We start from the raw sequence: 23616 nt of genomic DNA, 5'->3' as shown, positions 1-23616 counted from the left end.
CCGGTCGCCGGTCGCGCGGCTACGGCCGCCGCAGCCGCCGGTCCAGCGACGTGACCGCGCTTCGGAACGCCCGCCCGAGCCCCGGACGCGCCTGGTCGAGCACGAAACGGAACGGCGCCGTACCGTCCGCCGCGAACGTCCAGCGCACCCGTGTCCCGGTCCCGGCCGGCGTCAGGCGCCACTCCTCGAGCATGGCCCGGGCGCCCGGCACGTTGGTGACGTCGACGCGGTAGGCGTACACCTCGGACCGCTCGGCCGCCAGCACCGTCTCCACGAAGCGCGCACCGCCCCTGAGCCGGATCTCGCGCCCCGCGCCCTCACCGATGGGCCGGGCGAACGTCACCGCCGAGAACCACGCGGTCCAGCCGGGCACGTCCTCGGCCAGGGCGCGGAAGACGGCGTCCGGAGCGGCGGCGACCTCCCGCGCGAAGACCAGGCGCACCGGCGCCGTCTCGACGAAGTCGAGACCCACCGGACGCAGACGGCGAGCCATGGACACCACCCCCTGGGGCGAAGCCGCGCGCGGCGGACGATCGGCTGGGTGGCGCCACGATAGACCCGGGCACGCCGGGTGTCAGCGGGGCGGGCGCCCCACGGCGGGCATGCGCGGCGCCTCGCACGGCAGGGGTTTGTGCGGCAGGGGTTTGTGCAACAGGGGCTCCCGTGCGCGGCCGACGCCGACGCGAGGTCAGTCGGTCTCGGGCTCCGGCTCGCCCGCCACGACCAGCCCGAGGTGCTCGGCGACCTCCCGCCGGGCATCCGCCGACAGGCCGGAGTCGGTGACGAGCGTGTCCACCTGCTCCAGCGCGGCGAACGAACTCAGGCCCACGACACCCCACTTGGTGTGGTCCGCGACCACCACGACACGCCGTGCCGACTGCACGAGCCGCCGGTTCGTCTCGGCCTCCGCGAGGTTCGGCGTGGACAGGCCGGCCTCGGCCGATATCCCGTGCACGCCCAGGAACAGCACGTCGAAGTGGAGCGTCGCGATCGCCTGGTCGGCGACCGGGCCCACCAGCGAGTCGGAGGGCGTGCGCACACCGCCGGTGAGGACCACCGTCGCCCCGCCCTGCCGCGCCCCCGAAGTACGCTGCGCCACGTGGAACACGTCGGCCACCCGCACCGAGTTGGTCACCACCGTCAGATCCGGCACGTCCACCAGCCGGTGTGCCAGCGCGTACGTCGTCGTGCCGCCCGACAGGGCGATCGCGGCACCCGGCGCGACCAGCTCCGCCGCGGCCCGCGCGATGTCCTCCTTGGCGGTCGGCTCCAGCCCCGACTTGGCCTCGAACCCCGGCTCGTGCGTGCTCGCCTCGGCCACTGGGACCGCGCCGCCGTGCACCTTCTCCAGCACGCCCTGCCGCGACAGCGCGTCCAGGTCGCGGCGGACCGTCATGTCCGACACGCCGAGCTTGCGGGTCAGCTCGTTGACGCGGACCCCGCCCCGGCGGCGCACCTCGTCGAGGATCAGGGCGCGCCGCTGCTCCGCGAGGAGGTTCGGATTCTCACTCACGTACGCCCCGGTCCTTTCGCCGCAAAACCGTCCGACACGCCGCCGCACTCGCTCTGATGAGGACTTCTCCCCGCACCCGTGCGCGGATGTCCCATCCTCGCACGCCCCGCCACGGCCCGCGCCACCGCCCGCCCGGGCACCACCGGCCACACGGATCGGGGAGATTCCGTGCCGAGGGGTGTACGACGTCCGCGGACGGGAGATCCTTGTGCCCGCACGGACAGAGCCGACGGCACGTCACGGGGGAGTGCGGACAGTGAAGAAGGCGCAGGAACGGGCCGGGACGGGCGGGCCCGACGCGAGAAGCGGCACCGCCCTGGAACTCCTGGTCCACGGAGTGGGCGGCACGACACCCGCCGAGATGCTGGACGACCCGCGGACCGTGCGGATCACCGGCGACCACGTCGCGGCCGTCTTCCGCCGCACCGAGGACGCCGACGCCGAGTCCCGGCCCGAGGACTACCGGGGCCGGCCGGTCCCCGAGGCCTACGTCTGGTGCAACCTGACCTCCGGCAACGGCACCCGCGCCCTGTGGCTGCTGCTCCTGCCCTTCATGGTGGTCAACATCGCCCACTGGATGCGGCCCGCCGCCCAGGACCGGATCCGCACGGTCCGCCTCTACGGACTGCTGCTGCGGCTCGCGGCCCTGACCCTGACGGTGCTTTTGGTCGCCGCCGCCTGCGAGGTCGCCCTCGACCTCGTGGCCTGGCAGTGCGCGGGCACCCGCGCGTGCGCCGAGCGGCACTCCTGGCTGGGCTTCCTGTCACCCGCCCTCTCGGACGGCGGCTGGTGGAGCACGCCCGGCCGCAGGCTCGCCCTCGCGGCCGCGGTACCGGCCGCCCTGACCGGGCTGCTGTGGTACCTCTCGCTGCGCACCTGGCGGGCGTACGAGTCCCAGCAGCCGATGGACCGCGAGGCCGACCCCGAGGACGATCCCCGCCGCGCCGCGCTGGGCCGCCCCGGGTTCTGGTACGGGCGCCGCCTGGTGGCCCGGCTGCGCGCGGCGCACACCACCGCGGGTCTGCTGACCGTCGCCGTGGGGGTGGCCGTCCCGGCGGCCCGCTTCGACCGCCGGCCGGGCGGGCCCGCGCTGCTCGACACGCTCGGATGGGCGCTGCTGGGGGCCATGGCCGCGGCGGCGGTCGCCGTGGTCGCGGTGGTGTGCCGCCGCGGCCGCAGCGAGCGGCTCATCGACCGGACACTCGACGAGCACCTCGTCCGCCGCCTGCCGCTCGCCGCCCTCCTCCTGTTCGTCCTCGCCCTGCTCTACGGCGGCTGGGCCCGCCCGGACTGGACCTCGGGCGGCCGACTGTCCGGGAACACCGCCTTCGGCGGCATCGCCCTGGTACAGGGGCTGCTGGTCGTCGCCCTGGCCGTGGTCGCCCACCTGCTCCACCGCAGCCGCCCCGACGCCCGCGCCGCGATCCGCGGCCTCGGCGGCCCCGCCGTCGCCATGCTGGCCTGCGCGCTGGGCGGCGTGATGTCCGGCGGCGTCGCCCAGCGCGTCTCCGACTGGATGGACGGCACCGGCACCTCCCTCGACGGCCCGCCCGTCCTGCTGACCTGGCAGGCGTCCGTCATCCCGCCGCTGCTCGTCGTCGTCCTGCTGATGTGCGCCGCGCTCGCCCTGCACACCCTGCGCCTCGCCCGCGCGGAACGGGACACCGTGGAAGGCGACCACCCGGGGGAGGCCGGAGACCCGGGGCGCACCCGGCGCATCGCCCTCAGCCGCGCCATGGCCACCCTCACCGACCGGGCGCCCCTCCTCGTCGCCATCACCTCCGCCGCCACCCTGCTCCTCGGCGCCGGAGCCCTGGTGGGCGCCCTGACGACCGACCGGGTACCCGGCGAGGCCGCACGCGGCACGTACGCCGTCGTCCAGGGGGCCGCGCAGACCGCCGAGGACCTGGGCTCCTGGCTGATCGGCCTCGGCTTCATACTGTTCGTCACCTGGGGCAGGCGCGCCTACAAGGACGCCTCCGCGCGGCGCACCATCGGCATCCTGTGGGACGTCGGCACCTTCTGGCCACGCGCCGCGCACCCCTTCGCACCGCCCTGCTACGCCGAGCGCGCGGTGCCCGACCTGACCTGGCGGATGGCCACCTGGACCCGCGCCACCGGCGGCCGGCTGGTCATCTCCGGGCACTCGCAGGGCAGCGTCCTCGCCGCCGCCGCGTCCTGGCAACTCGAACCGTCCGCCCGCGGGCGCGTCGCCCTGCTCACCTACGGCTCCCCGCTGGAGCGGCTGTACGGCCGCTGGTTCCCCGCCCACTTCGGTCCCGACGCGCTCGCCTCGCTGCACGAGGAGGTCGACTGCTGGCGCAACCTCTACCGGCGCACCGACCCCATCGGCGGCCCGATGCGGCTGCCGGGCGACGCGGGCCCCGCGGTGGACCGCGCACCTCTCAGGGACCCGCTGACGTACGGCCGGACCGAACTCCATCCGCTGCCGGCGCCGATCCTCGGCCACTCCGACTACCAGGCCGACCCGGTCTTCGCCGAAGAACGCGGACGGCTGCTGGCCCGGTTGCGCCCGGAGCTGCCGGCACCGCGTCACACCGAGGGTGCCGCCGTCACCGTCCCGGCGGCCGACGACACGGCGGGGGACTGCTAGTACGCGGGGAACCGCTAGTGCCCGGCGTCCCGCCCCGGCTCCGCTACGGCAGCCCGGGCAGGTCGTCGGGGTACAGCAGCGTCAGGTCGTCCGTGCTGGGGTCGGCCAGCTGGGCGACCCGGCTCGCGTGCCGCTCCACCATCGCCTCGAAGGTCTGGCGGGCGGTGCGCCCGTTGCCGAAGGCGGGGCCCTTGGGGATCTCCGTGAAGTACTTCGTCAGCGCCTCGGACGTGCCCGGCGCCAGCCGGTACTCGTGCTCGTCGGCCTGCTGCTCCACGATCCGCAGCAGCTCCCCGGGGCCGTAGTCGCCGAAGGTGATGGTGCGTGAGAAGCGGGACGCCACGCCGGGGTTGACCGACAGGAAGCGCTCCATCTCCGCCGTGTACCCCGCGACGATCACGACGACCGACTCCCGCTGGTCCTCCATCAGCTTGACCAGCGTGTCGATGGCCTCCTTGCCGAAGTCCCGGCCCGCGTCCTCGGGGGAGAGCGCATACGCCTCGTCGATGAACAGCACGCCGCCGTGCGCCCGCTGGAACGCCTCCTGGGTGCGGATCGCCGTGGACCCGATGTGCTCGCCCACCAGGTCCACCCGGGACACCTCGACCAGGTGGCCCTTGTCCAGCACCCCGAGTGAGGCGAGGATCTCGCCGTACAGCCGGGCGACCGTCGTCTTGCCGGTGCCCGGGGAGCCGGTGAAGACCAGGTGCCGCTTGACCGACGCGGCCTTCAGGCCCGCCCGCTGCCGGCGCCGGCCCACCTCGATCATGTCGGTCAGCGCCCGTACCTCGCGCTTGACGCTGTCCAGGCCCACCAGGGCGTCCAGTTCGCCCAGGACGGCCTTCGAGGTCCGGGCGGGCTCCGGCGGGGCGGCGGCCGCGATCAGCGGCTCCTGCTCGGTGGTGCGCTGCCCGGGGATCGAGCCCAGCAGACCGGGGGACTGGGCCGCGGTCTGCACCACCGGCTCGGGCGCGGCGGGCGCCGTCAGGCCGGTGCTCTCGTCGCCGGTGCAGTCCTCGACGAGCGGCCCGGAGTCGTACGCCGAGTCGGGGCCGCCGTCCGCGAACTCGTACCCGCCGCGCGCGCACCGCTCCGTGCGGCACTTCCGCAGCGTCGTACGGCAGCCGTCGATCACGTGGAAGCCGTAGCCGGCGCTGCCGGTCACCCGGCAGTTCAGGAAGCTGCCGCGGCCGCCCGCCGACACGTAGACGCCCGCCTCGGAGGGGGAGTCGACGGTGCAGCGCTCGATCGTGGGGTCGGCGCCCTTGGTGACGATCACACCGGTGCGATTGCCGTCCAGGGTGCAGTTGTTCAGGGTGCCGCCGCTGCCGTGGTCGCGGAACCAGGCGCCGGTGGCGGCGTCCCGGATGCGGCAGTCGTCGAGTTGCGCGGTGGCGCCGTCGCTCACCGACACGGCGGTGTTGCGCACCTGGGAGAGGTCGCTGTCGACGACGTCCACGCGCGAGCCGCGGTCCAGGACGAACAGCGCGTCCGGCACGTCGTGCACCCGGCAGGAGTCGAGCACCGCGGTGGCACCGTCACTGACCCAGACCGCCGGATAGTCGCCGGTGCTGTCGAAGATCTCGCACTGGTTGGCGTCCACCCGCGTGCCCGGGTCCCACACCGACAGGCCGTTGCGCCCGAACTGCCGGACGCTGGTGCGGGTCAGGGTGAGGACCGAGCGGGACCTGAGGTCGACCGCGTTCTCCGGGATGTCGTGGATGCGGCAGTCGGCGAGGGTGAGCACCGCGTCCGTGTCCAGCGTGACACCGTCGCCGGTGGTGCGGTGCACGTCGCAGTCGGTCAGGTGGGCCGTGGCCCGGGCGGTCACCTGCACGCCGCTGCCGCGGACCTCGTAGACCTCGCAGCCCACGGCCTCCAGGGCGGAGCCCTCGCCCGTCGCCGTCAGTCCCGAACCCGCGGCGTGGTGCACCCGGCAGCGCTCCAGCCGGGGATGGGCTCCGGAGCGCACCGCGACGCCCGCCTGCCCGGCCGCGACGACCTCGCACTCCTCGAACACGCCGCCCCCGCCGTCCAGGACGGCGATGCCGACACCGGCCGGATTGTCGACGGTGCAGCGCCGCACCGTGGGGCGCGCGCCGCCGCGCACCTCTATCCCGGAGGCGGAACGCGCGACGACCCTGAGGCCCAGCAGCTCGGGCGTGCCGTCCTCCACCAGGACCGCCGGCGCCGCCGCGTCCTGGCCCTCGACGTGCAGGTCCTGGATCACCGCCGAGGCGCGCACGGTCAGCGGGACACCGTCGGCCGGCGCGATGCGCACCGAACCCTGGGCGCCCTCGGGTCCGCGCAGGGTCACCGCCCGCTGGACGACGAGGTTCTCCCGGTAGGTCCCGGGGGCGACGGTGAGGACGTCACCGTCGGCCGCGGCCTCCAGGGCGGCGGCGAGCGATGCGTACTCACCCGTGCGGCGCCGCCACCGCGAGGTGCCGGTGTGCGTCACCTGGACCGTGCCCTGTGCCATGGCGTTGCTGTGCCCCCACCTCGTCGTACGCGGGTCGTCGCCGATTCGGTTCGGCCGGTCCACCGTAGCGTGCGCGCAGGTGGTGAGTTGACCGGAGGCACAAGCCCGTCAACTGCCCGCGCCGGTCCTGCCCCAGTCCGGCCCCGCCCGCTCCCACTCCTGCTCCAGGCGCGCGTACCGGCGGCGGACCAGGCGCCAGACCACTGTGCGCCGGGCGGCCTCCACGAGGGCCGCCACCGCCACCGCGGTGCCTGTCCCGGCGAGCACCGCGTGGGTGGTGGCGGTCTCGGCATCCAGCGGGCGGGCCACCTCACGGCCCCGCGCGTCCGTCCACATCGCGAACCGGTCGCCGCCGTCCGGGCGGTCGATGCCCACCAGGACGGGGCCCTCGTGCCGCGAGCCGTCCGGCCCGGTCCAGGCGGCGAGGACACGGCTGCGCAGCTCTTCGCCGGAGGAGGCACCCTCCGGGTCGACGGCCACGGGCGAACGCTCCAGGGCACGGAGCACGGTGGCCGTCACCCGGTGCCGGGACTCGTGCTGCTCGCGCACCGACCGCTGCAGGGCGTTCTGCGCCGCACCGCCGACGAGCACGCCGATCAGGGGCGCCACGGACAGGATCAACAGCAGTGCCGTCAGGGCCACCCAGGCCTCGGCCAGGTCGCTTCCGCGGCGCAGCGGATTGCCTCGCCAACGCCACAGACCTCTGATCGCCCGCACACACGGACCCCCTTCCCGCTCCGCTCCACCCCCGTCGAGCCGTTCACGCGGATCCCGGGCGGACCGGACCGCGGGGGGCGCGCCGTCCCGCTTGGTGGCCCGTCACGGCCGGGTTCTCATGAACCTCTCATGAACCCCAACGCGCGGACCCCGCACCGGGTTCCCGTTACCGGGCTGTTTGTCCGGAACTCGGGCACGGTCCGGGCGAGCGCGGGCTCCTCACTCGACGATCCGCACCGGGTCACCGACCCGGACCGTGCCCGGGCCGAGCGGGACCAGGTTCTGCCCGAAGACCAGCTTGCCGTCGACGCGACGGTGCCGGCCGAGGCTGTGGAGGGGCTCTGCGCCGCGGTCGGCGGTGCCCTGGTCGGTGGTCGTCACGACGCACCGCCCGCACGGCTTGGCGACCCGCAGGAGGACCTCGCCGACGGCGACGCGGGACCAGCGGTCCTCGGCCCAGGGCTCGGTGCCGGAGACGACCAGGTTCGGCCGGAAGCGGTCCATGGGCAGGGGACCCTCGTGCGCGTGCTCGCCCCGCGCGATCAGGGAGTTGAGGGCGTCGAGCGAGGCGGTGGCGGCCAGCAGCAGCGGAAAGCCGTCCGCGAAGGAGACCATCTCGCCCGGCAGCGCGTACGCCGGGTCCACGGGCCTGCGGGTGGCGGGATCGTCCAGGTGCACCAGCCGGACGTCGGCTCCGAGCAGCGTGCTGCACCAGGCGTGCGCGGCCGCGTCCTCGGCCGGGAGCGCCTCGACCTTGTCCCGGAAGATCTGCACCGTCACGGTGCCCACCGCGCGCGGGACCGGCACCGAGAGCGGTGCCATGCCGGGCGCGGACAGCCGTACGCCGCCGCCGGGCAGAAGCTCGGCGGCGGCCAGGGCGAGGCGCGGCTGCCGGCGTTGCGTGACGACCTTTCCCCCGTCGTCGATCAGCATCCAGCGTCGGTCTCCGGCCGGCCCCCAGGGCTCCACAACGGCCTCCTGGAGCGACAGGCTCCGGAACGCCTTGACCGGATGGACGTGGATCGACTGCAGTCGCGCGTACCCCATGAGGTCATCGTGCCAGGTGGCACCGACAACCCCGAGGACGGCTCAGTAGCCGCGGTACTGCTGCTGGTTGTACGGGTCCTGGTACGGCGCGGGCGCCGGCCGGGGAGCCGCGGGCCGCATCGCCTCGTACCCCGCGGGGCCGGGCGCGCCCGGGCGGGGCTGCTGCGGCTGCTGGGGGCCGGGGTAGCCGCGAGGCGCGGTCGCCTGGTGCGGGATGTACGCGGCGGGCGCCTGCTGCAGCGGGGCGGGCTGCGGGGCCTGCTGCGGGTATCCGTAGGAGGGCTGCGAGGGGCCCGCCGGGAGGGCGGGCAGGGCGGACGGCAGCGCGGGCAGATGGCTGCTGCTCGGCATGTCGTACGCGGCGGGGACCCGGATCGGGGCGATCTGCGGTGTGCCCCGTTCGGCCACGAGCGAGTCGTAGATCGGGGTGTCCGGGAAGGAGGCGGAGTAGTAGCCGCCGCCATAAGTGGAGCGGGGGGAGGTCATGGCCATAAGTTAAGCCCACGATGTGCTGGTTGGGGAGACCGATAAGAGGGTTGTTTTCCGTGTCCGCAGTGACCGGGCATCCCCAATGCGAGCGAACTTGGCAAAATAGGGCGTCACGCCACGCGATTTTGCGGTAAAGGCCGAGTTCCGGACGGGTTACCGGCGGTTGACCGAAGCTTCTGCCGGACTGTTCTTCAAGGGCGGGCGGCCCGGAGAATAGGTTGTGCGTCAGGAACTCGACGATTCGCCGGGACACGACCCGGCTCGGTGACACGTGATGGGGGCGGACATGTCAATGTCGAAAGGATCGAACACCCCGGTGCCGACGACGGCGCTGCGGGTCGAACTGGGCTGGCGATCCGGCCCCGGCGTGCCCGACGCGGACGCCTCCGCCCTCCTGCTGGTGGGCGGCAAGGTCCGTTCCGACGCGGACTTCGTCTTCTACAACCAGCCGGCCCACGCCTCCGGTTCGGTCCGCCACGAGGGTAAGCGGGACGTCGGCGGCCGGGTGACCGACAGCCTGCTCGTCGACCTCACGCGCGTGGAGCCCGCGATCGAGACGGTGCTCCTCGCCGCCTCCTCGGACGGCGGAGCGTTCGGGCAGGTCCCCGATCTGTACATCGAGGTGCGCGACACCGCGCGGAACGCCGTCGTGGCCCGCTTCGACAACCCGGGCGCCAGCGTCGAGACGGCCTTCGTGCTCGGCGAGTTCTACCGCCGCCAGGGCGCCTGGAAGTTCCGCGCCGTCGGACAGGGCTACGACAGCGGACTCGAGGGCCTGGCCACGGACTACGGCATCTCGGTGGACGAGCCGCAGCACACCCCGCCCCCGCCCGCCCAGCCGGCGCCGATGGCCCCGCCCGCCCCCGCGGCCACGATGCCCCCGCCGGCGCCGCCCGCGCCGCCCGCTCCTCCCGCGGCACGGCCGGCCGCCGCGCCCCCGCCGCCCCCGGCCGCGCCCGCCGCGGAGCCGGTCCGGCTGACCAAGGTCACGCTCACCAAGGCCGCGCCCTCCGTCTCGCTCACCAAGCAGGGCGGCACCTCCGGCGCCATGCGCGTCAACCTCAACTGGCAGGTGCGCAAGCAGTTCTCGGGCTGGGCCCGCAAGCTCGGCCGCCCGGTCGCCATGCACGACGACCTCGACCTCGACCTGTGCTGCCTGTACGAACTGAGCGACGGCAGCAAGGGCGTCGTCCAGGCGCTCGGCAACGCCTTCGGGGCGCTGCACCAGCCGCCGTTCATCCACCTCGACGGCGACGACCGCACCGGCGCCGTGTCGACCGGCGAGAACCTCACCATCAGCCTCGACCACCGGCAGTACTTCCGGCGCATCCTCGTCTTCGTGACCATCTACGAGGGCGCCCGCTCCTTCGCCGACCTGCACGCCACGGTCACCCTCCAGCCGCAGTACGGCGCCGCGGTCGACTTCTCGCTCGACGAGTGCACGGTGCCCTCGACGGTGTGCGCCCTCGCGCTGATCACCAACACCGGAAACGACCTCGTCGTCCAGCGTGAGGCCCGCTACCTGGTGCCCGACCGGGGGGTGAGCCCGCAGCGGACGGTCGATCACGCCTACGGCTGGGGCATGAACTGGACCCCCGGCCGCAAATGACCCGCCCCCGGGGAGGCGCTCAGCCCGCCCGGCCCTCCTCGGGCACCGCGTCCGGACGGGCGTAGGTGCGGCCCTTCCAGGCCGCGCCGCGCCCCCGGTAGTGCTGCACCGCCGAGTCGACCGTCATCAGCAGATAGAGGAACGCGGTGAACGGCAGCAGCGGCGCGAGCCACAGGGGCTGCCGGTAGTAGCGCAGCATCGGCAGAAACGTCCCCGCCATCACCAGCCAGGCGGCGGCCCCCAGGGCGGCCGTCGCGCCCTGCCCCGTCGCCGCGCCGACGAGCACCGCCGCGGGCGGCACCAGGTACACCAGGGCCAGGCCGAGCACCGTTCCCGCCAGCACCAGGGGGTTGTGCCGCAGTTGCGCGTAGGCGCTGCGCGAGACCATCCGCCACAGGTCGTGCAGCCGCGGATACGGGCGCACGCTGTCCACCCGGTCGGCCAGGCCCAGCCAGACCCGGCCGCCGGCGCCCTTCACCGCGCGGGCGAGGGCCACGTCGTCGATGACGGCGTGCCGGATGGCGTCCGGGATCCGCGCCCGCTCGGCGGCGTCGGCCCGCAGCAGCACGCAACCGCCCGCGGCGGCCGCCGTCCGCGTCGCCTTCTTCCGTCCGCTCCCGGCGCGGCCACCACCGATCCACCGGAACGGGTACAGCTGGGCGAAGAAGTAGACGAAGGCCGGGACCACGAGCCGCTCCCAGACGCTCTCCACCCGCAGCCGGGCCATCTGGGAGACGACGTCGAAGCCCCCGGTGCCGGCCGCGGACACCAACGCGCGCAGACTGTCCGGAGCGTGCGCGATGTCGGCGTCCGTCAGCAGCAGGTACTCGGGCTCACGCGCGCGTGCCAGGCCGATGCCGTGCCGCACGGCCCACAGCTTGCCCGTCCAGCCGGCCGGCGGCTCCCCGGGGGAGGCCACGGTGAGCGGCAGCCCCTCGTGCCGCCGCGCCAGCTCGCACGCCAGCTCACCGGTGCCGTCCGTGCTGCCGTCGTCGATCAGGAAGACCTCGGCCCGCCCCGGATAGTCCTGGGCGAGCAGCGACGGCAGGCTCGACGACAGCACCGCCGCCTCGTCGCGCGCGGGGACGACGACGCACACCGGGGGCCAGACGCCGGGCTCCTCCCGGGCCGGAAGTCTGACGTCCGTGCGCCAGAAGAAGCCCCGGGCGAACAGCAGCCACAGCCAGGCGGCGAGGGAGAGGGCTGACACCAAGGTCACGACGGTCACGACGGAAGTCCACGCATCGGCGCTCACGTGCGCAGTCTGCCCCACGGCACCGGCCGGTGGCGGCGCATCGTCTATGGTGGCCGGGTGAAGATCGCGCTCATGGACTCCGGAATCGGTCTGCTGGCGGCCACCGCCGCGGTACGGCGGTTGCGACCGGACGCCGATCTCATCCTCTCCCTCGACCCCGACGGAATGCCCTGGGGCCCGCGCACCCCCGAGGACCTGACCGGGCGCGCCCTCGCCGTGGCCGAGGCCGCCGCGGCGCACCGTCCGGACGCCCTGATCGTCGGCTGCAACACCGCCACGGTGCACGCGCTGCCCGCGTTGCGCGCACGGCTAGAGCCCGAGGTGCCCGTCATCGGCACCGTGCCGGCGATCAAGCCCGCCGCGGCCGGCGGCGGTCCGGTGGCGATCTGGGCGACGCCGGCCACCACGGGCAGCCCCTACCAGCGGGGCCTGATCGAGGACTTCGCGGGAGACGCGACGGTCACCGAGGTGCCGTGCCCGGGACTCGCCGACGCCGTCGAGCACGCGGAGGAGACCGCGATCACCGAGGCCGTCGCCGCCGCGGCCGCCCTCACACCCGACGACGTGACGACCGTCGTCCTGGGCTGCACCCACTACGAACTGGTCGCCGAACGCATCCGCGCCGCCGTGCAGCGTCCCGGCGCCCCGCGGCTCGTCCTGCACGGCTCCGCCGGAGCCGTGGCCGCCCAGGCGCTGCGCCGGATCGGCGCCCGCCCCGACCCCGGCGCCCCGGCGACGGGCACCCTGACGGTGCTGCTGAGCGGACGTGAGGGCACCCTGCCCGCGCCCGCGCTGGCCTACGACGAGGGCCGCCTCCTGCGCGCGGTCACCCCGGCCGGCTGACGGGTCCGCCCCGCCCGGTCGGCCCAGTCACCCTGCGCGACGAGGTACCCGCGCAGCGAAACATGAGTAACCTCATAGCCATGAGGCATCGCCACGGCGAGACCGTCCCACAGCCCAATGTCTGGACCGGCCGTGCCACCAGCCGGGTCCAGTGGTTCCTGGCGCTCATCGGCGCCGCCTGCATGGCGCTCGGCATCGCCCTGGCCGTCGAATCGGCCTGGGAGTCCGGCGTCGCCCCGCTCGCCATGGCCGTCGTCGGCTGCATCGCGGCCGGGCTGCTGGTCCTGTTCGGCACGCTCGCGTTCGTGCACGTCGCGCTGAGAGTCGACGAGGACTGCCTCGAAGTGCGCTGCGGCCACATCGGCGTGCCCCGCCGCCGCATCCCCCTCTCCCTCGTCGCGGGCGCCGAGTTCGCGCCGCACGTCACCCCGCGCCACTGGGGCGGCTGGGGCTACCGGTGGCGGCCGGAGATGGGCACGGCCGTCGTCGTACGGCGCGGCGAGGGCCTGATCCTGCGCCTGCTGGACGGCCACACCTTCACGATCACCGTGGACGACGCGGAGGCGGCCGTCCAGGTCATCAAGGACCGTCTGCGCCCGAAGGCACCGGGCCCGGCCCACTGAGGCCGGGCGGACCCGGCCCGCCGAAGCCCGCGGCACGGGACGCCGGGCCGCACTGTCTCAGCGGGGCAGTCGGCCGTTCCGCGGCCTGGCGTCCGTGCCCCGGGCCGGTGATTCCTCCGCGAAGGGGCGGGCCGTGGCCAGCCCCGCGAGGAGCCCCGCGCCGAGCGGGACCGCGGTGAAGCTCAGCGCGTTGCCGACGGTCGCGATGGCCGCGACCCCGGTGAGTGCCGCGCCCGCGGTGAGGGCGACCGGAGTGGGGCGCGGGGAGCGCCACAGCGCGTACAGCACCCAGCAGAAGGCCGCGGCCAGCAGTGCCACCCCCACCAGCCCCTGTTCGGCCGCCTGCTGCCACACCGCGGAGTGCGGGCGGCCGTCCGGCACCGGTGACCCCGCGGCCGTCGGGCTCGACGCCCCGAACCGTCCCGGACCGACGCCGAGGGCCGGGTCCCCGCGCAGCAACTCCAGTGCGTCGGACCACAGCCGGACGCGATGGGAGGTCAGCTGCCCCTCGAGGGACGCGGCGAGCCCGTCCGGCACGAAGCCGCCCGGCACCGCCCAGCTCAGGCCGGTCACCAGACCCGCGCCGAGACCCAGCCCGGCGATCCCCGCGCCGCGGCGGCGCATGCGGCCGGCGGCGAGCGAGCACAGCAGCACCACCGCACAGGCGACACAGCCGGCGACCGAGCCCAGTAGGGCCGCGATCACCCCGATCCCGGCGGCCAGCAGCCGTAGCGCCGCCCGCACGGCCGGCACCCCGCCCGCCCACGCCCCGCAGCACGCGGCGCCCGCCGACAGCGCGAGCAGGGCGGCGGTCGCACCGGCGTGCCCGAACGGTGCGGTGAGCCGCGGCCCCGGCGCGAGGTGCGGAACGGCGACCGCCAGGACGACCCCGGCCAGTGCGACGGCACAGGGCGCGGCAACGGGCAGCAGCGCCCCGCCGATCCGACCCGCCGCGTAACCGGCGGTCACGGCCAGCACCGCGAGCAGCACCCCCTCGGGACGCCCGTCGCGCGCGGCCGCGGTGATCAGCGACCAGGAGGCGCAGGCGGCGAGGATCACCATCCCCGCCGTGTCCACGCCCCCGCGTCTGTCGCCGTCCGCGACCGCACCGGCCGCAGACGCCGTCCCCCTCGAACCCACCGTGTCCCCCGCCCCCGTCGCCCCCGACCTGACGGGCCCCCGCCGCCCGGCGGTATCGGACCGGCGACCGGGGCTCGGCCACACCGTAACGGCTGGTCGGCGGATTGTGGACCGGTCGGCGCCCGGTTGTGGCGAAACGATGCGGCACGGGTCGCCCACGGCCCGTCGAGGTCCTCGGACCGTCCTGTCCACGGCCAGGTCACCCGCCGTACACTCCGGGGGGTGACAGCCACCGCAACCACCGTCGGCGAGCCGGACCGGACGCAACCGCAGACCACGCCCGCCTCCCGGGCCGTCTCGCGGCTCGCGCGCCTCCTCCCGGCCGCCGCCGCGGCGCTCTCCGGAGTGCTCCTCTACATCAGCTTCCCGCCGCGCACCCTGTGGTGGCTGGCGCTGCCCGCCTTCGCCGTCTTCGGCTGGGTGCTGCGCGGCCGCGGCTGGAAGGCGGGCCTCGGCCTCGGTTACCTCTTCGGCCTCGGTTTCCTGCTGCCCCTGCTGGTGTGGACCGGCGTGGAGGTCGGCCCCGGCCCCTGGCTCGCCCTGGCCGCGATCGAGGCGCTCTTCGTGGCGGCCGTCGGCGCCGGCGTGGCCGCCGTGTCGAAGCTGCCGGGGTGGCCGGTGTGGGCGGCGGCGCTGTGGATCGCCGGAGAGGCGGCACGCGCGCGTGTGCCCTTCGAGGGCTTCCCCTGGGGCAAAATCGCGTTCGGGCAGGCGGACGGCGTGTTCCTGCCGCTCGCCGCGGTCGGCGGCACACCGGTTCTCGGCTTCGCGGTCGTCCTGTGCGGCTTCGCCCTCCACGAGGCCGTGCGCCTGGCCGTCCGGGCCCGCCGCGGCGACGAGGTGCGACGCGGTGCCGCGGCCGTGGCACTCCTCGGCGTGGCCGTACCCGTGGTGGGTGCCGTGGCCGCCAGGCCGCTGGTCAGTGACACGGCGGAGGACGGCACCGCGACCGTCGCCGTGATCCAGGGCAACGTGCCGCGCGCCGGACTCGGCTTCAACGCCCAGCGCCGGGCCGTACTCGACTACCACGCGCGCGAGACACTGCGCCTGGCCGACGAGGTGAAGGCGGGCAAGGTGGCCCGCCCCGACTTCGTGCTCTGGCCGGAGAACTCCTCGGACATCGACCCCTTCGCCAACGCCGACGCCCGCCTCGTCATCGACCGGGCCGCCAAGGCCATCGGCGCGCCCATCTCGGTCGGCGGCGTCGTGGAACGCGACGGCAAGCTGCTCAACGAGCAGATCCTGTGGGACCCGGACAAGGGCCCCGTCGACACCTACGACAAGCGGCAGATCCAGCCCTTCGGCGAGTACCTGCCGCTGCGCTCGCTCATCGGGGCGATCAACGACACCTGGACCAGCATGGTCAGCCGGGACTTCAGCCGCGGCACCGAACCCGGCGTGTTCACCATGGCCGGCACCAAGGTGGGCCTGGTGACCTGCTACGAGGCGGCCTTCGACTGGGCCGTGCGCTCCGAGGTCACCGACGGCGCCCAGATGATCTCCGTGCCCAGCAACAACGCGACCTTCGACCGCAGTGAGATGACCTACCAGCAGCTCGCCATGTCCCGGATCCGCGCGGTCGAGCACAGCCGGACCGTCACCGTCCCGGTGACCAGCGGCGTCAGCGCGATCATCATGCCGGACGGCCGGATCACCCAGAAGACCGGAATGTTCGTGGCCGACTCCCTGGTGCAGGAGGTGCCCCTGCGCTCCTCCGAGACGCCCGCCACCCGGTTCGGCATCGCACCCGAGATCGCCCTGGTGCTGGTCGCCGCCGGTGGACTCGGCTGGGCCGTCGGCGCCGGTGTGCGCGGTCGACGCGCCCGCGACGTGTAGCCGTACGCCCGGTGCACGCCCCGTGACGGCGGCGGGAGCGGTCCGGCCGCCCCGTTAGGGTCGGACGCATGACTACTCCCGATTTCATCCGCGACCTGCGCGCCTCGGCCGGACACCAGCTCCTGTGGCTCCCCGGAGTCACCGCCGTCGTCTTCGACGACGAGGGCAGAGTGCTGCTCGGCCGACGGTCCGACAACGGGCGCTGGTCGTTGATCGGAGGCATCCCGGAGCCGGGGGAGCAGCCCGCCGCCTGCGCCGTGCGCGAGGTCGAGGAGGAGACCGCCGTCCAGTGCGTCGTCGAGCGGCTGGTCCTCGTGCAGGCGCTGAAGCCGGTCACCTACGACAACGGTGACGTCTGCCAGTTCATGGACATCACCTTCCGCTGCCGGGCCGTGGGCGGCGAGGCCCGGGTCAACGACGACGAGTCGCTCGAGGTGGGCTGGTTCGCGGTGGACGCGCTGCCGGACATCAAGGAGTTCGGGCAGACCAGGGTCAAGCAGGCCCTGTCCGACGCCCCCACATGGTTCGAACCCACTGGTTCCTTCTGAAGTATGGGGCGTGCCCACATGGGGGACGGGGTGGACGCTGCCTAGGGTCGGGGCATGACCTCGCCCAGCGTCCTCCAGGCCCCCCACGCCTCCTCGCTCGACCTGCACGGCCGCACCGCCCTCGTCACCGGCGCCGCCGGCGGCATCGGCCGTGCCTGCGCGCTGCGGCTGGCCGCGGCCGGCGCCGAGGTCAGAGCGGTCGACCGGGACGCCGCCGGTCTCGAGGCGCTCGCCGGGAGCTGTGGGGACCTCGCGGGCAGTGTCGAGCCGCAGGTCCTGGACCTGACCGACCTGGACGCCGCCGAACGCGCCGCGGCCGGCACCGACGTCCTCGTCAACAACGCCGGGCTGCAACTGGTGCGACCGCTGGAGGAGTTCCCGCCGGACGTCTTCCACACCGTGCTCACCGTGATGCTGGAGGCCCCCTTCCGGCTGATCCGCGGCGCCCTGCCCCACATGTACGGGCAGGGCTGGGGCCGCATCGTCAACATCTCCTCCGTCCACGGCCTGCGGGCCTCCGCCTACAAGGCCGCCTACGTGTCCGCCAAGCACGGGCTGGAGGGCCTGTCCAAGACCGCCGCCCTCGAAGGCGCCGCCCACGGCGTCACCTCCAACTGCGTGAACCCCGCCTACGTCCGCACCCCGCTGGTGGAGCGGCAGATCGCCGACCAGGCCCGGGCCCACGGGGTCCCCGAGGAGCAGGTGCTCTCCGACGTACTGCTGCGGGACAGCGCCCTGCGGCGGCTGATCGAACCCGACGAGGTCGCCGAAGCGGTGGCGTACCTGTGCGGCCCGTACACGGCCGCCCTCACGGGCACCTCACTCGTCCTGGACGGCGGCTGGACCGCGCACTGAGCCGGGGTTTTCCACAGGGCTGCCGGGAGGGGCGGGTGATGGGGAATCCTGTGAGCATGTCCCGCGATCATGCGCAGTCCGCCGAGACGCCGTTCCTTGAGCTGCTGGCCCGCGGCGCCTCCGCCGACGCCTACGAGCAGCCGGTGCTGCTCGCCCGCGCCGAGGGCGGACCGGCCGAGCGGACCGACGCGCTCGAACGGGCCAAGCACCTCGCGCTGCGGGTGCGCTCGGAGCTGGAGGGCCGGCGCAGGCGCGAGGCCGAGCTCTCCGCGCTGTTCGAGACCGCCCACGACCTCGCCGGACTGCGGGACCTGGACGCGGTACTGCGCGCGATCGTGCAGCGCGCCCGCTCCCTGCTCGGCACCGACGTCACCTACCTCAGCCTCAACGACCCCGACCGCGGCGACACCTACATGCGGGTCACCGAGGGCTCGGTCGCCGCCCGCTTCCAGCAACTGCGGCTCGGCATGGGGGAGGGCCTCGGCGGCCTCGTCGCCCAGACCGCCCGCCCCTACGTCACCGACGACTACTTCAAGGACGCCCGCTTCCAGCACACCGGCACCATCGACGCCGGTGTGCGCGACGAGGGCCTGGTCGCCATCCTCGGCGTACCCCTCATGCTCGGCCACCACGTCATCGGCGTGCTCTTCGCCGCGGACCGGCGGGCCAGAGTCTTCGAACGCGAGCAGATCGCCCTGCTCGGCTCCTTCGCCGCCCTCGCGGCCGCCGCCATCGACACCGCCAACCTGCTCGCCGAGACCCGCTCGGCCCTCGCGGGCCTGGAGCGGGCCAACGAGATCATCCAGGACCGCAGCGGCGTCATCGAGCGCGCCTCCGACGTCCACGACCGGCTCGCCGAGCTCGTCCTGCGCGGCGGCGGGGTGCACGACGTCGCCGCCGCCGTCTCGCAGGTCCTGGACGGCACCGTGGAGTTCACCGAGGCCGCCGCCGCACCGGAGTACGCGCTGGAGGCGTCCCGCGCCGACGGACACGTGGTGCGGCACAAGGACGACTGGATCGCCGCCGTCGCCGCCGGTGACGAGCTGTTCGGCGCCCTCGTCCTGCGCGGCCACCCCGGCCTCGACCCCGTCGACCAGCTCACCCTCGAACGCGCCGCGATGGTCACCTCCCTGCTGCTGCTCGCCCGCCGCTCCGCCGCCGAGGCCGAACAGCGGGTCCGCGGCGAGCTCCTGGACGACCTGCTCGACGCCCGCGACCGCGATCCGCGCCTGCTGGACGACCGGGCCCGGCGGCTGCACGCCGATCTGTCCGCCGCCCACGTCGTCCTGGCCGCCCGCCTCGACGCCACCGAGGCCGACGCCGACCAGGAGGCGGACGCGCGCCGACGCCTGTGGGCCGCGGCCTCCCACCTCGCCGCGACCCGGCACGGCCTGGCCGCCGCCCGGGACGGCGGCACCGTACTGCTGCTGCCGCTGACGGACGGCGACAGTGCCAGCGATCTGGCCCGACGCACCGCCCGGCACCTGGGCCGCGCGGTCCACGAGGCCGTCACCGTCGGCGCCTCCGCGCCCGTGCGGGATCTCGCCGCCCGTCCCGAAGCCGTGGCCGCCGCCTACACCGAGGCCGGACGCTGTCTGGACGCCCTGCGCCTGCTGGGCCGGGGCGGAGACGGAGCGGCGGCCGAGGACTTCGGCTTCCTGGGCCTGCTGCTGGCCGGCGACCAGAACGTGCCCGGGTTCGTCGAGCGCACCATCGGTCAGGTCGTCGCCTACGACGCGCGGCGCGGCACGGAACTCGTGCGCACCCTCGACGCGTACTTCGCCTGCGGAATGAGCCCGGCCCGCACCAAGGAGGCCCTGCACGTCCATGTGAACACCGTTGCCCAGCGCCTGGAGCGCGTCGGCCGGCTCCTGGGCGACGACTGGCAGAGCCCCGACCGCGTGCTGGAGATACAACTGGCCCTCAGGCTCCACCGGTTGTCGGCACCGGCACGGCCCTGACCCCCGCACGCACGGGCGTACGGGGGCCGGTGACGCGGCGGCTCAGACGGTGCGCGCCTGCTGCGCACGGGAGTCGGACACCGAACCGCTCCCGTCTCCGTCACCGGGGACGGGGCCGACCTCCGCGAGATCCCGGTGCCGGGTCTCCCGGGCCACCCCCACGGCGAACAGCGTCAGCACGGACGCCGCGATGACATAGAGGGAGATCGGCGTCGAGCTGTCGTACTCGGACAGCAGCGCGGTGGCGATCAGCGGCGCCGGAGCACCCGCCGCGACGGAGGCGAACTGGGCGCCGATCGAAGCCCCCGAATAGCGCATCCGGGTCGCGAACATCTCGGAGAAGAAGGCCGCCTGGGGCGCGTACATGGCGCCGTGCAGCACCAGCCCCACGGTCACCGCGAGCAGCAGACTCCCGAAGTGACCGGAGTCGATCAGCATGAAGAACGGGAACATCCAGAGCCCGACACCGGCCGCGCCCAGCAGGTACACGGGGCGCCGGCCGATCCGGTCCGACAGCGCGCCCCAGGCCGGGATGACCGCGAAGTGCACGGCCGACGCGATCAGCACCGCGTTGAGCGCGGTCTGTTTGGAGACGTCGGCCGCGGTCGTGGCGTAGACGAGGATGAAGGCCGTGATGACGTAGTAGCTGATGTTCTCGGCCATCCGCGCGCCCATGGCGATCAGCACGTCGCGCCAGTGGTGCCGCATCACGGCGACCAACGGAAGCGGCTCGGCCTTCGCCTTCCGCGACTCCGCCTGCGCCAGGGCCTGCTTGAAGACCGGCGATTCGTCGACAGAGAGACGAATCCACAGACCGACCATGACCAGGACCCCGGAGAGCAGGAACGGAATCCGCCAGCCCCAGCTGTTGAACGCGGCGTCCGACAGCAGGGCCGTGAGCAGCGACAGCACACCGGTCGCGAGCAGTTGCCCCGCCGGTGCGCCGGTCTGCGGCCACGACGCCCAGAACCCGCGCCGCCGCGCGTCCCCGTGCTCCGACACCAGGAGCACGGCCCCGCCCCACTCACCGCCGAGGGCGAAACCCTGGACGAGCCGCAACACGGTCAGCAGTACGGGAGCGGCCGTGCCGACGGTCGCGTGGGTGGGGAGCAGCCCGATCGCGAACGTCGCCCCGCCCATCATCAACAGGCTCAGCACCAGCAACTTCTTACGCCCGAGCCGGTCACCGTAGTGCCCGAACACCAGGGCCCCGACCGGCCGCGCGGCGAACCCGACAGCATAGGTCAGGAACGACAGCAGCGTCCCGACCAGCGGGTCGGAGTCCGGGAAGAACAACTCGTTGAACACGAGCGCGGCGGCGGAACCGTAGAGGAAGAAGTCGTACCACTCGATGGTGGTGCCGATGAGGCTGGCGGCGACGATGCGCTTGAGGTTGTTCGGAGCTGGTGGAGCGGTTGCGGGCGACGACATCGGCACCACTTCCTGGGGTGTGACGGGGACGTTTGCGTGTCGCCACACCGTAGGAATCCGCAGGTCAGGCGCACATGTGGCGGGACAACATAGTTCGGGGGCCGGGTATGCGCGCGGCCACCATGCCTGCTCAGGGGAGGGGGTAGATGCCTGGGGAAGGCCGTCTTCGCCCCTCCCGTGCTGACTTGGTGCTGACTGAGCTGCGTTGAAGTCCGTCCCTGGGGTCGATCGGACAGCTCTGCCGCCTGGTCCAGCATGGAGCTGGGGCCGGAGAACCCGATGACCGGGACCTGCGGCGAACGGAATGGCCGGCCTGTGCGTGCCTGGCACCTGTTCTTGGTCCCGTCGAAAGCGTTTCCGCGTGATCGCGCCAGTCAGTGAAGCGCAAGGAAGGGGCGACGCGAATGGCGACGCCCAAGCTCTCCTCCGAGAAGTAGCGCGGGCTCAGCCCCGCGAACGGGGTTATCCAGGACGGCTCCGATGCCGGGACAGTCCCGCCGTTGGGCTGATCCGGGCAGCCCTCTGTGAGCAAGACCGCGGGAAACCGTGAACCGACCGCTGATGTTCCTCGACGTGGACGGGCCGCTCCCTCCTTGAGCGGCCAAGCCGGAGAGGCGTCCCGACGGCTGACGCCAACCGGTGGATCGCGCCCGTCCTGGGCCGGCGAGCTCAGCGGGACGCGCTCAACCTGGGGCCATGCGTCGCGGTGACGCCCCGGCTCCACACTGCGGACGGGCTACGTCATCAACTCGATGTGCGGATGCTCGGGCTCAGCCGGGCAGACGAACAGGTGCTGCCGGTAGCCGCTGCCTATCTGGACGCCGGTCGCGTTGTAGCCGCGGTGGCCGGGGTACGGTCCAGCACCTGGGTGGGGGTGCGGAGACCAGCTGTTACCGGCGTCGTCCCCTTCCTCGAACGTGGCGACGGTCATCAGGACCTTCATGCCGGTGCCGCACTCGGAGCAGGGCTGCGGACTGGGGTCGGTGGAGTCCCAAGCGGGCCAGCCGCCGACCTTCCAGCCGGGTGCGTTGGACAGCACGCAGTCGTAGTACGTGTCCGGGGCCATGTCTCCTTCTGCCGCCTGGGGCACATTCCATTGCCTGAGCTGCTCCCGCAGTTCTTCGCTCAGCTCCAGATGGTCGGGGTACTCGGTGATCTGCTCCGGTTCGAGCATGCACGGGTCCGGTAGATAGCCGTCGAACTGCACTGCGGGCGGCTCGGGGGGTGTGTCGAGGATGTCGGTGACGGCGGCTGCCGAACGCCAGAAGAGCAGGGTCCTGGGCATGATCGGATGATCGAAGGGGCACCACAGAACCTGCAGCAGGTCCTTGCCCTCCGGCGGGCTCAGATCGGGCACATCCCGTACGTACAGCTGCGCGACGGGCAGCATCGCTATGGGGCCGTCGTACGACTGGACCGCCGGCCATACCGGATACGTCCGAGGGGGCCGGATCCGCTCGAGAGTCTCCCGTTCCGCCGGAGTCAGGCCCCGGCCGTGCGAGGCGGCGAAGATCCGCCGTTCCAGCCGCAGATCCGCCGGGGACTGGGCTGGGTTGATGCCGTCCACCACATGCGGTTCCTCGCAGTGCGGCCACGGCTCCTCAGCGGGCCACAACAGCGGCCCGCCGATTGAGCTGTCGTGCCACGTCGGCGCCCCGGGGCGCGGGTGCAGGCGGGTCGCCGTGCGGGCCAGCGGGGCCAGTTGGGGAAAGACCGCGGCCACGTCGATCGGCCGTGGCGGAGTGACAGGAGTGACATTCATGGCCGCAATCTTGCCAATCGCCTCTGACAACGGCCCTCGTGGCCGCCCCACGTGCTCGTGAGTGACGAGACCTCGCTGCCCGAGGCTCTCTGCAGGACTGCCTCCCCGGTGAACCTGCGACGGACAAGTGCTGGGCAGGCCGTCAGTCCATGCCCTTCCTGCCCGGCGTCCAGAACGGCTTGGTCAGGACCGCGCGCCGGTCCCACCCCGCTTCCTGGAGCACCCGTCGCACTGCTTGCACGTCCCGTGCCTCCCCAGCGACATACGCGATTCCGCCGGGTTCGGGGGTCAGGCGTCGTACCGCTTCCGGCAGTGACGTCTCGCCCCGGAGTACCCAGTCGAGCCGGTCGCCGCCCGCCAGGGGCAGCCGGTCCGCAGCTGTCGCCGTCTCGACGCACCCGGAGACGACGGCTTCCCCGGGCAGTGCCGCGAGCATCGCACCGAACGCGACCGAAGCCGTCTCGTCGCCGACGAAGAGGTGGTGGGCGGCGTCGGGACGCAGCGTGAAGGTGCCCTCGGGCCGCCGCAGACGCACCTGTTCGCCCGGTGCGACGGTGCGGCCCCACTGGGCGCCCGGTCCGCCCGCTTCGTGGTCCAGTACGCACAACTCGACGCCGCCGGACGGGTCGTAGTGCCAGATCGAGTACGTACGGAGGGTGAGCCCGCCGACGAGGACTCGCACCTGCTGGCCCGGCTGGACCTCCAGACCGGCCAGTTGTCCGCCATCGATGCGCAGCCGACGCATCCGGGCGGTGACCTGCTCGGCCTCGGTGACGGTGCCGCGTACGGTCAGAAGATCGAGGACTGGGTCCAGGATGGCGGGCATGAAGGGCTCCTCAACGGGGTGGGTTGTCGTACTCAGCGGGAGGATGGACGCGATAGTACGTGTTC

19 protein-coding genes are annotated in these 23616 nt (G+C 73.7%); 8 read left to right on the top strand and 11 right to left on the bottom strand.

Going from position 1 to position 23616, the window contains the following annotated elements:
• Positions 1 to 19: 19 nt before the first annotated feature.
• Positions 20 to 493 carry an SRPBCC family protein gene (locus tag ACZ7MF_RS20005; RefSeq protein ID WP_471478122.1) on the bottom strand — a complete coding sequence of 158 codons (474 nt, stop codon included), beginning with the start codon at positions 491 to 493 and terminating at the stop codon, positions 20 to 22.
• Positions 494 to 688: 195 nt separating this feature from the next.
• On the bottom strand, positions 689 to 1513 hold the full coding sequence (locus ACZ7MF_RS20000) for a DeoR/GlpR family DNA-binding transcription regulator (protein WP_471478121.1): 825 nt from the start codon (positions 1511 to 1513) through the stop codon (positions 689 to 691).
• A gap of 256 nt (positions 1514 to 1769) precedes the next feature.
• On the opposite strand from ACZ7MF_RS20000, the gene ACZ7MF_RS19995 reads away from it, so the two are divergent.
• On the top strand, positions 1770 to 4127 hold the full coding sequence (locus ACZ7MF_RS19995; RefSeq protein WP_471478120.1) for a hypothetical protein: 2358 nt from the start codon (positions 1770 to 1772) through the stop codon (positions 4125 to 4127).
• Positions 4128 to 4170: 43 nt separating this feature from the next.
• Here the strand turns inward: ACZ7MF_RS19995 and ACZ7MF_RS19990 are convergent, their stop codons facing one another.
• The 4 genes from ACZ7MF_RS19990 to ACZ7MF_RS19975 all read right to left on the bottom strand — a co-directional run bounded on the left by ACZ7MF_RS19990 (position 4171) and on the right by ACZ7MF_RS19975 (position 8859).
• Positions 4171 to 6609 carry a right-handed parallel beta-helix repeat-containing protein gene (locus ACZ7MF_RS19990; RefSeq protein WP_471478119.1) on the bottom strand — a complete coding sequence of 813 codons (2439 nt, stop codon included), beginning with the start codon at positions 6607 to 6609 and terminating at the stop codon, positions 4171 to 4173.
• Positions 6610 to 6717: 108 nt separating this feature from the next.
• The gene (locus ACZ7MF_RS19985; protein WP_471478118.1) at positions 6718 to 7326 is read right to left on the bottom strand and encodes an Rv1733c family protein; all 609 of its coding nucleotides are present in this window, start codon (positions 7324 to 7326) and stop codon (positions 6718 to 6720) included.
• A 219-nt stretch (positions 7327 to 7545) separates the two neighbouring features.
• Positions 7546 to 8373, bottom strand: a complete 828-nt coding sequence (locus ACZ7MF_RS19980) for an MOSC domain-containing protein (protein WP_471478117.1) — start codon at positions 8371 to 8373, stop codon at positions 7546 to 7548.
• A 42-nt stretch (positions 8374 to 8415) separates the two neighbouring features.
• A complete protein-coding gene (locus ACZ7MF_RS19975; RefSeq protein ID WP_003977808.1) occupies positions 8416 to 8859 on the bottom strand; it encodes a DUF6643 family protein in 444 nt (147 codons plus the stop codon).
• A gap of 295 nt (positions 8860 to 9154) precedes the next feature.
• Here ACZ7MF_RS19975 and ACZ7MF_RS19970 point away from each other — a divergent pair, with 295 nt between their 5' ends.
• Positions 9155 to 10471 carry a TerD family protein gene (locus tag ACZ7MF_RS19970; protein ID WP_471478116.1) on the top strand — a complete coding sequence of 439 codons (1317 nt, stop codon included), beginning with the start codon at positions 9155 to 9157 and terminating at the stop codon, positions 10469 to 10471.
• 19 nt (positions 10472 to 10490) lie between these two features.
• Here ACZ7MF_RS19970 and ACZ7MF_RS19965 read toward each other — a convergent pair whose 3' ends face one another.
• Positions 10491 to 11699, bottom strand: coding sequence for a glycosyltransferase (locus tag ACZ7MF_RS19965; RefSeq protein WP_471478115.1), 1209 nt, complete (start codon positions 11697 to 11699; stop codon positions 10491 to 10493).
• Positions 11700 to 11783: 84 nt separating this feature from the next.
• Here ACZ7MF_RS19965 and ACZ7MF_RS19960 point away from each other — a divergent pair, with 84 nt between their 5' ends.
• Positions 11784 to 12569, top strand: coding sequence for a glutamate racemase (locus ACZ7MF_RS19960; RefSeq protein WP_471478114.1), 786 nt, complete (start codon positions 11784 to 11786; stop codon positions 12567 to 12569).
• An 80-nt stretch (positions 12570 to 12649) separates the two neighbouring features.
• Positions 12650 to 13192 carry a hypothetical protein gene (locus ACZ7MF_RS19955; protein ID WP_271156658.1) on the top strand — a complete coding sequence of 181 codons (543 nt, stop codon included), beginning with the start codon at positions 12650 to 12652 and terminating at the stop codon, positions 13190 to 13192.
• Positions 13193 to 13249: 57 nt separating this feature from the next.
• Here ACZ7MF_RS19955 and ACZ7MF_RS19950 read toward each other — a convergent pair whose 3' ends face one another.
• A complete protein-coding gene (locus ACZ7MF_RS19950; protein WP_471478889.1) occupies positions 13250 to 14254 on the bottom strand; it encodes an O-antigen ligase family protein in 1005 nt (334 codons plus the stop codon).
• A gap of 300 nt (positions 14255 to 14554) precedes the next feature.
• Here ACZ7MF_RS19950 and lnt point away from each other — a divergent pair, with 300 nt between their 5' ends.
• From lnt to ACZ7MF_RS19930, 4 genes are all read left to right on the top strand, one after another.
• Positions 14555 to 16168 (top strand): apolipoprotein N-acyltransferase, encoded by a 1614-nt coding sequence (gene lnt, locus ACZ7MF_RS19945; protein WP_471478113.1) that lies wholly within the window; start codon positions 14555 to 14557, stop codon positions 16166 to 16168.
• Positions 16169 to 16236: 68 nt separating this feature from the next.
• Positions 16237 to 16716: an NUDIX hydrolase gene (locus ACZ7MF_RS19940; RefSeq protein ID WP_109030470.1), complete on the top strand. Its 480-nt coding sequence runs from the start codon at positions 16237 to 16239 to the stop codon at positions 16714 to 16716.
• Positions 16717 to 16770: 54 nt separating this feature from the next.
• Entirely contained in the window at positions 16771 to 17571 is an 801-nt protein-coding gene (locus tag ACZ7MF_RS19935) for a 3-hydroxybutyrate dehydrogenase (protein WP_471478112.1), read from the top strand.
• Between the two features lie 56 nt (positions 17572 to 17627).
• Positions 17628 to 19532: a helix-turn-helix domain-containing protein gene (locus ACZ7MF_RS19930; RefSeq protein ID WP_471478111.1), complete on the top strand. Its 1905-nt coding sequence runs from the start codon at positions 17628 to 17630 to the stop codon at positions 19530 to 19532.
• 42 nt (positions 19533 to 19574) lie between these two features.
• Here ACZ7MF_RS19930 and ACZ7MF_RS19925 read toward each other — a convergent pair whose 3' ends face one another.
• From ACZ7MF_RS19925 to ACZ7MF_RS19915, 3 genes are all read right to left on the bottom strand, one after another.
• Positions 19575 to 20963 carry an MFS transporter gene (locus tag ACZ7MF_RS19925; RefSeq protein ID WP_471478110.1) on the bottom strand — a complete coding sequence of 463 codons (1389 nt, stop codon included), beginning with the start codon at positions 20961 to 20963 and terminating at the stop codon, positions 19575 to 19577.
• A gap of 736 nt (positions 20964 to 21699) precedes the next feature.
• Positions 21700 to 22725 (bottom strand): hypothetical protein, encoded by a 1026-nt coding sequence (locus ACZ7MF_RS19920; protein ID WP_471478109.1) that lies wholly within the window; start codon positions 22723 to 22725, stop codon positions 21700 to 21702.
• Positions 22726 to 22867: 142 nt separating this feature from the next.
• Positions 22868 to 23551, bottom strand: a complete 684-nt coding sequence (locus ACZ7MF_RS19915; protein ID WP_471478108.1) for a siderophore-interacting protein — start codon at positions 23549 to 23551, stop codon at positions 22868 to 22870.
• Positions 23552 to 23616: the final 65 nt, after the last annotated feature.

This window comes from Streptomyces sp. NPDC111628 (genome assembly GCF_055635195.1).
This window is presented reverse-complemented; position numbering and strand designations above follow the sequence as displayed.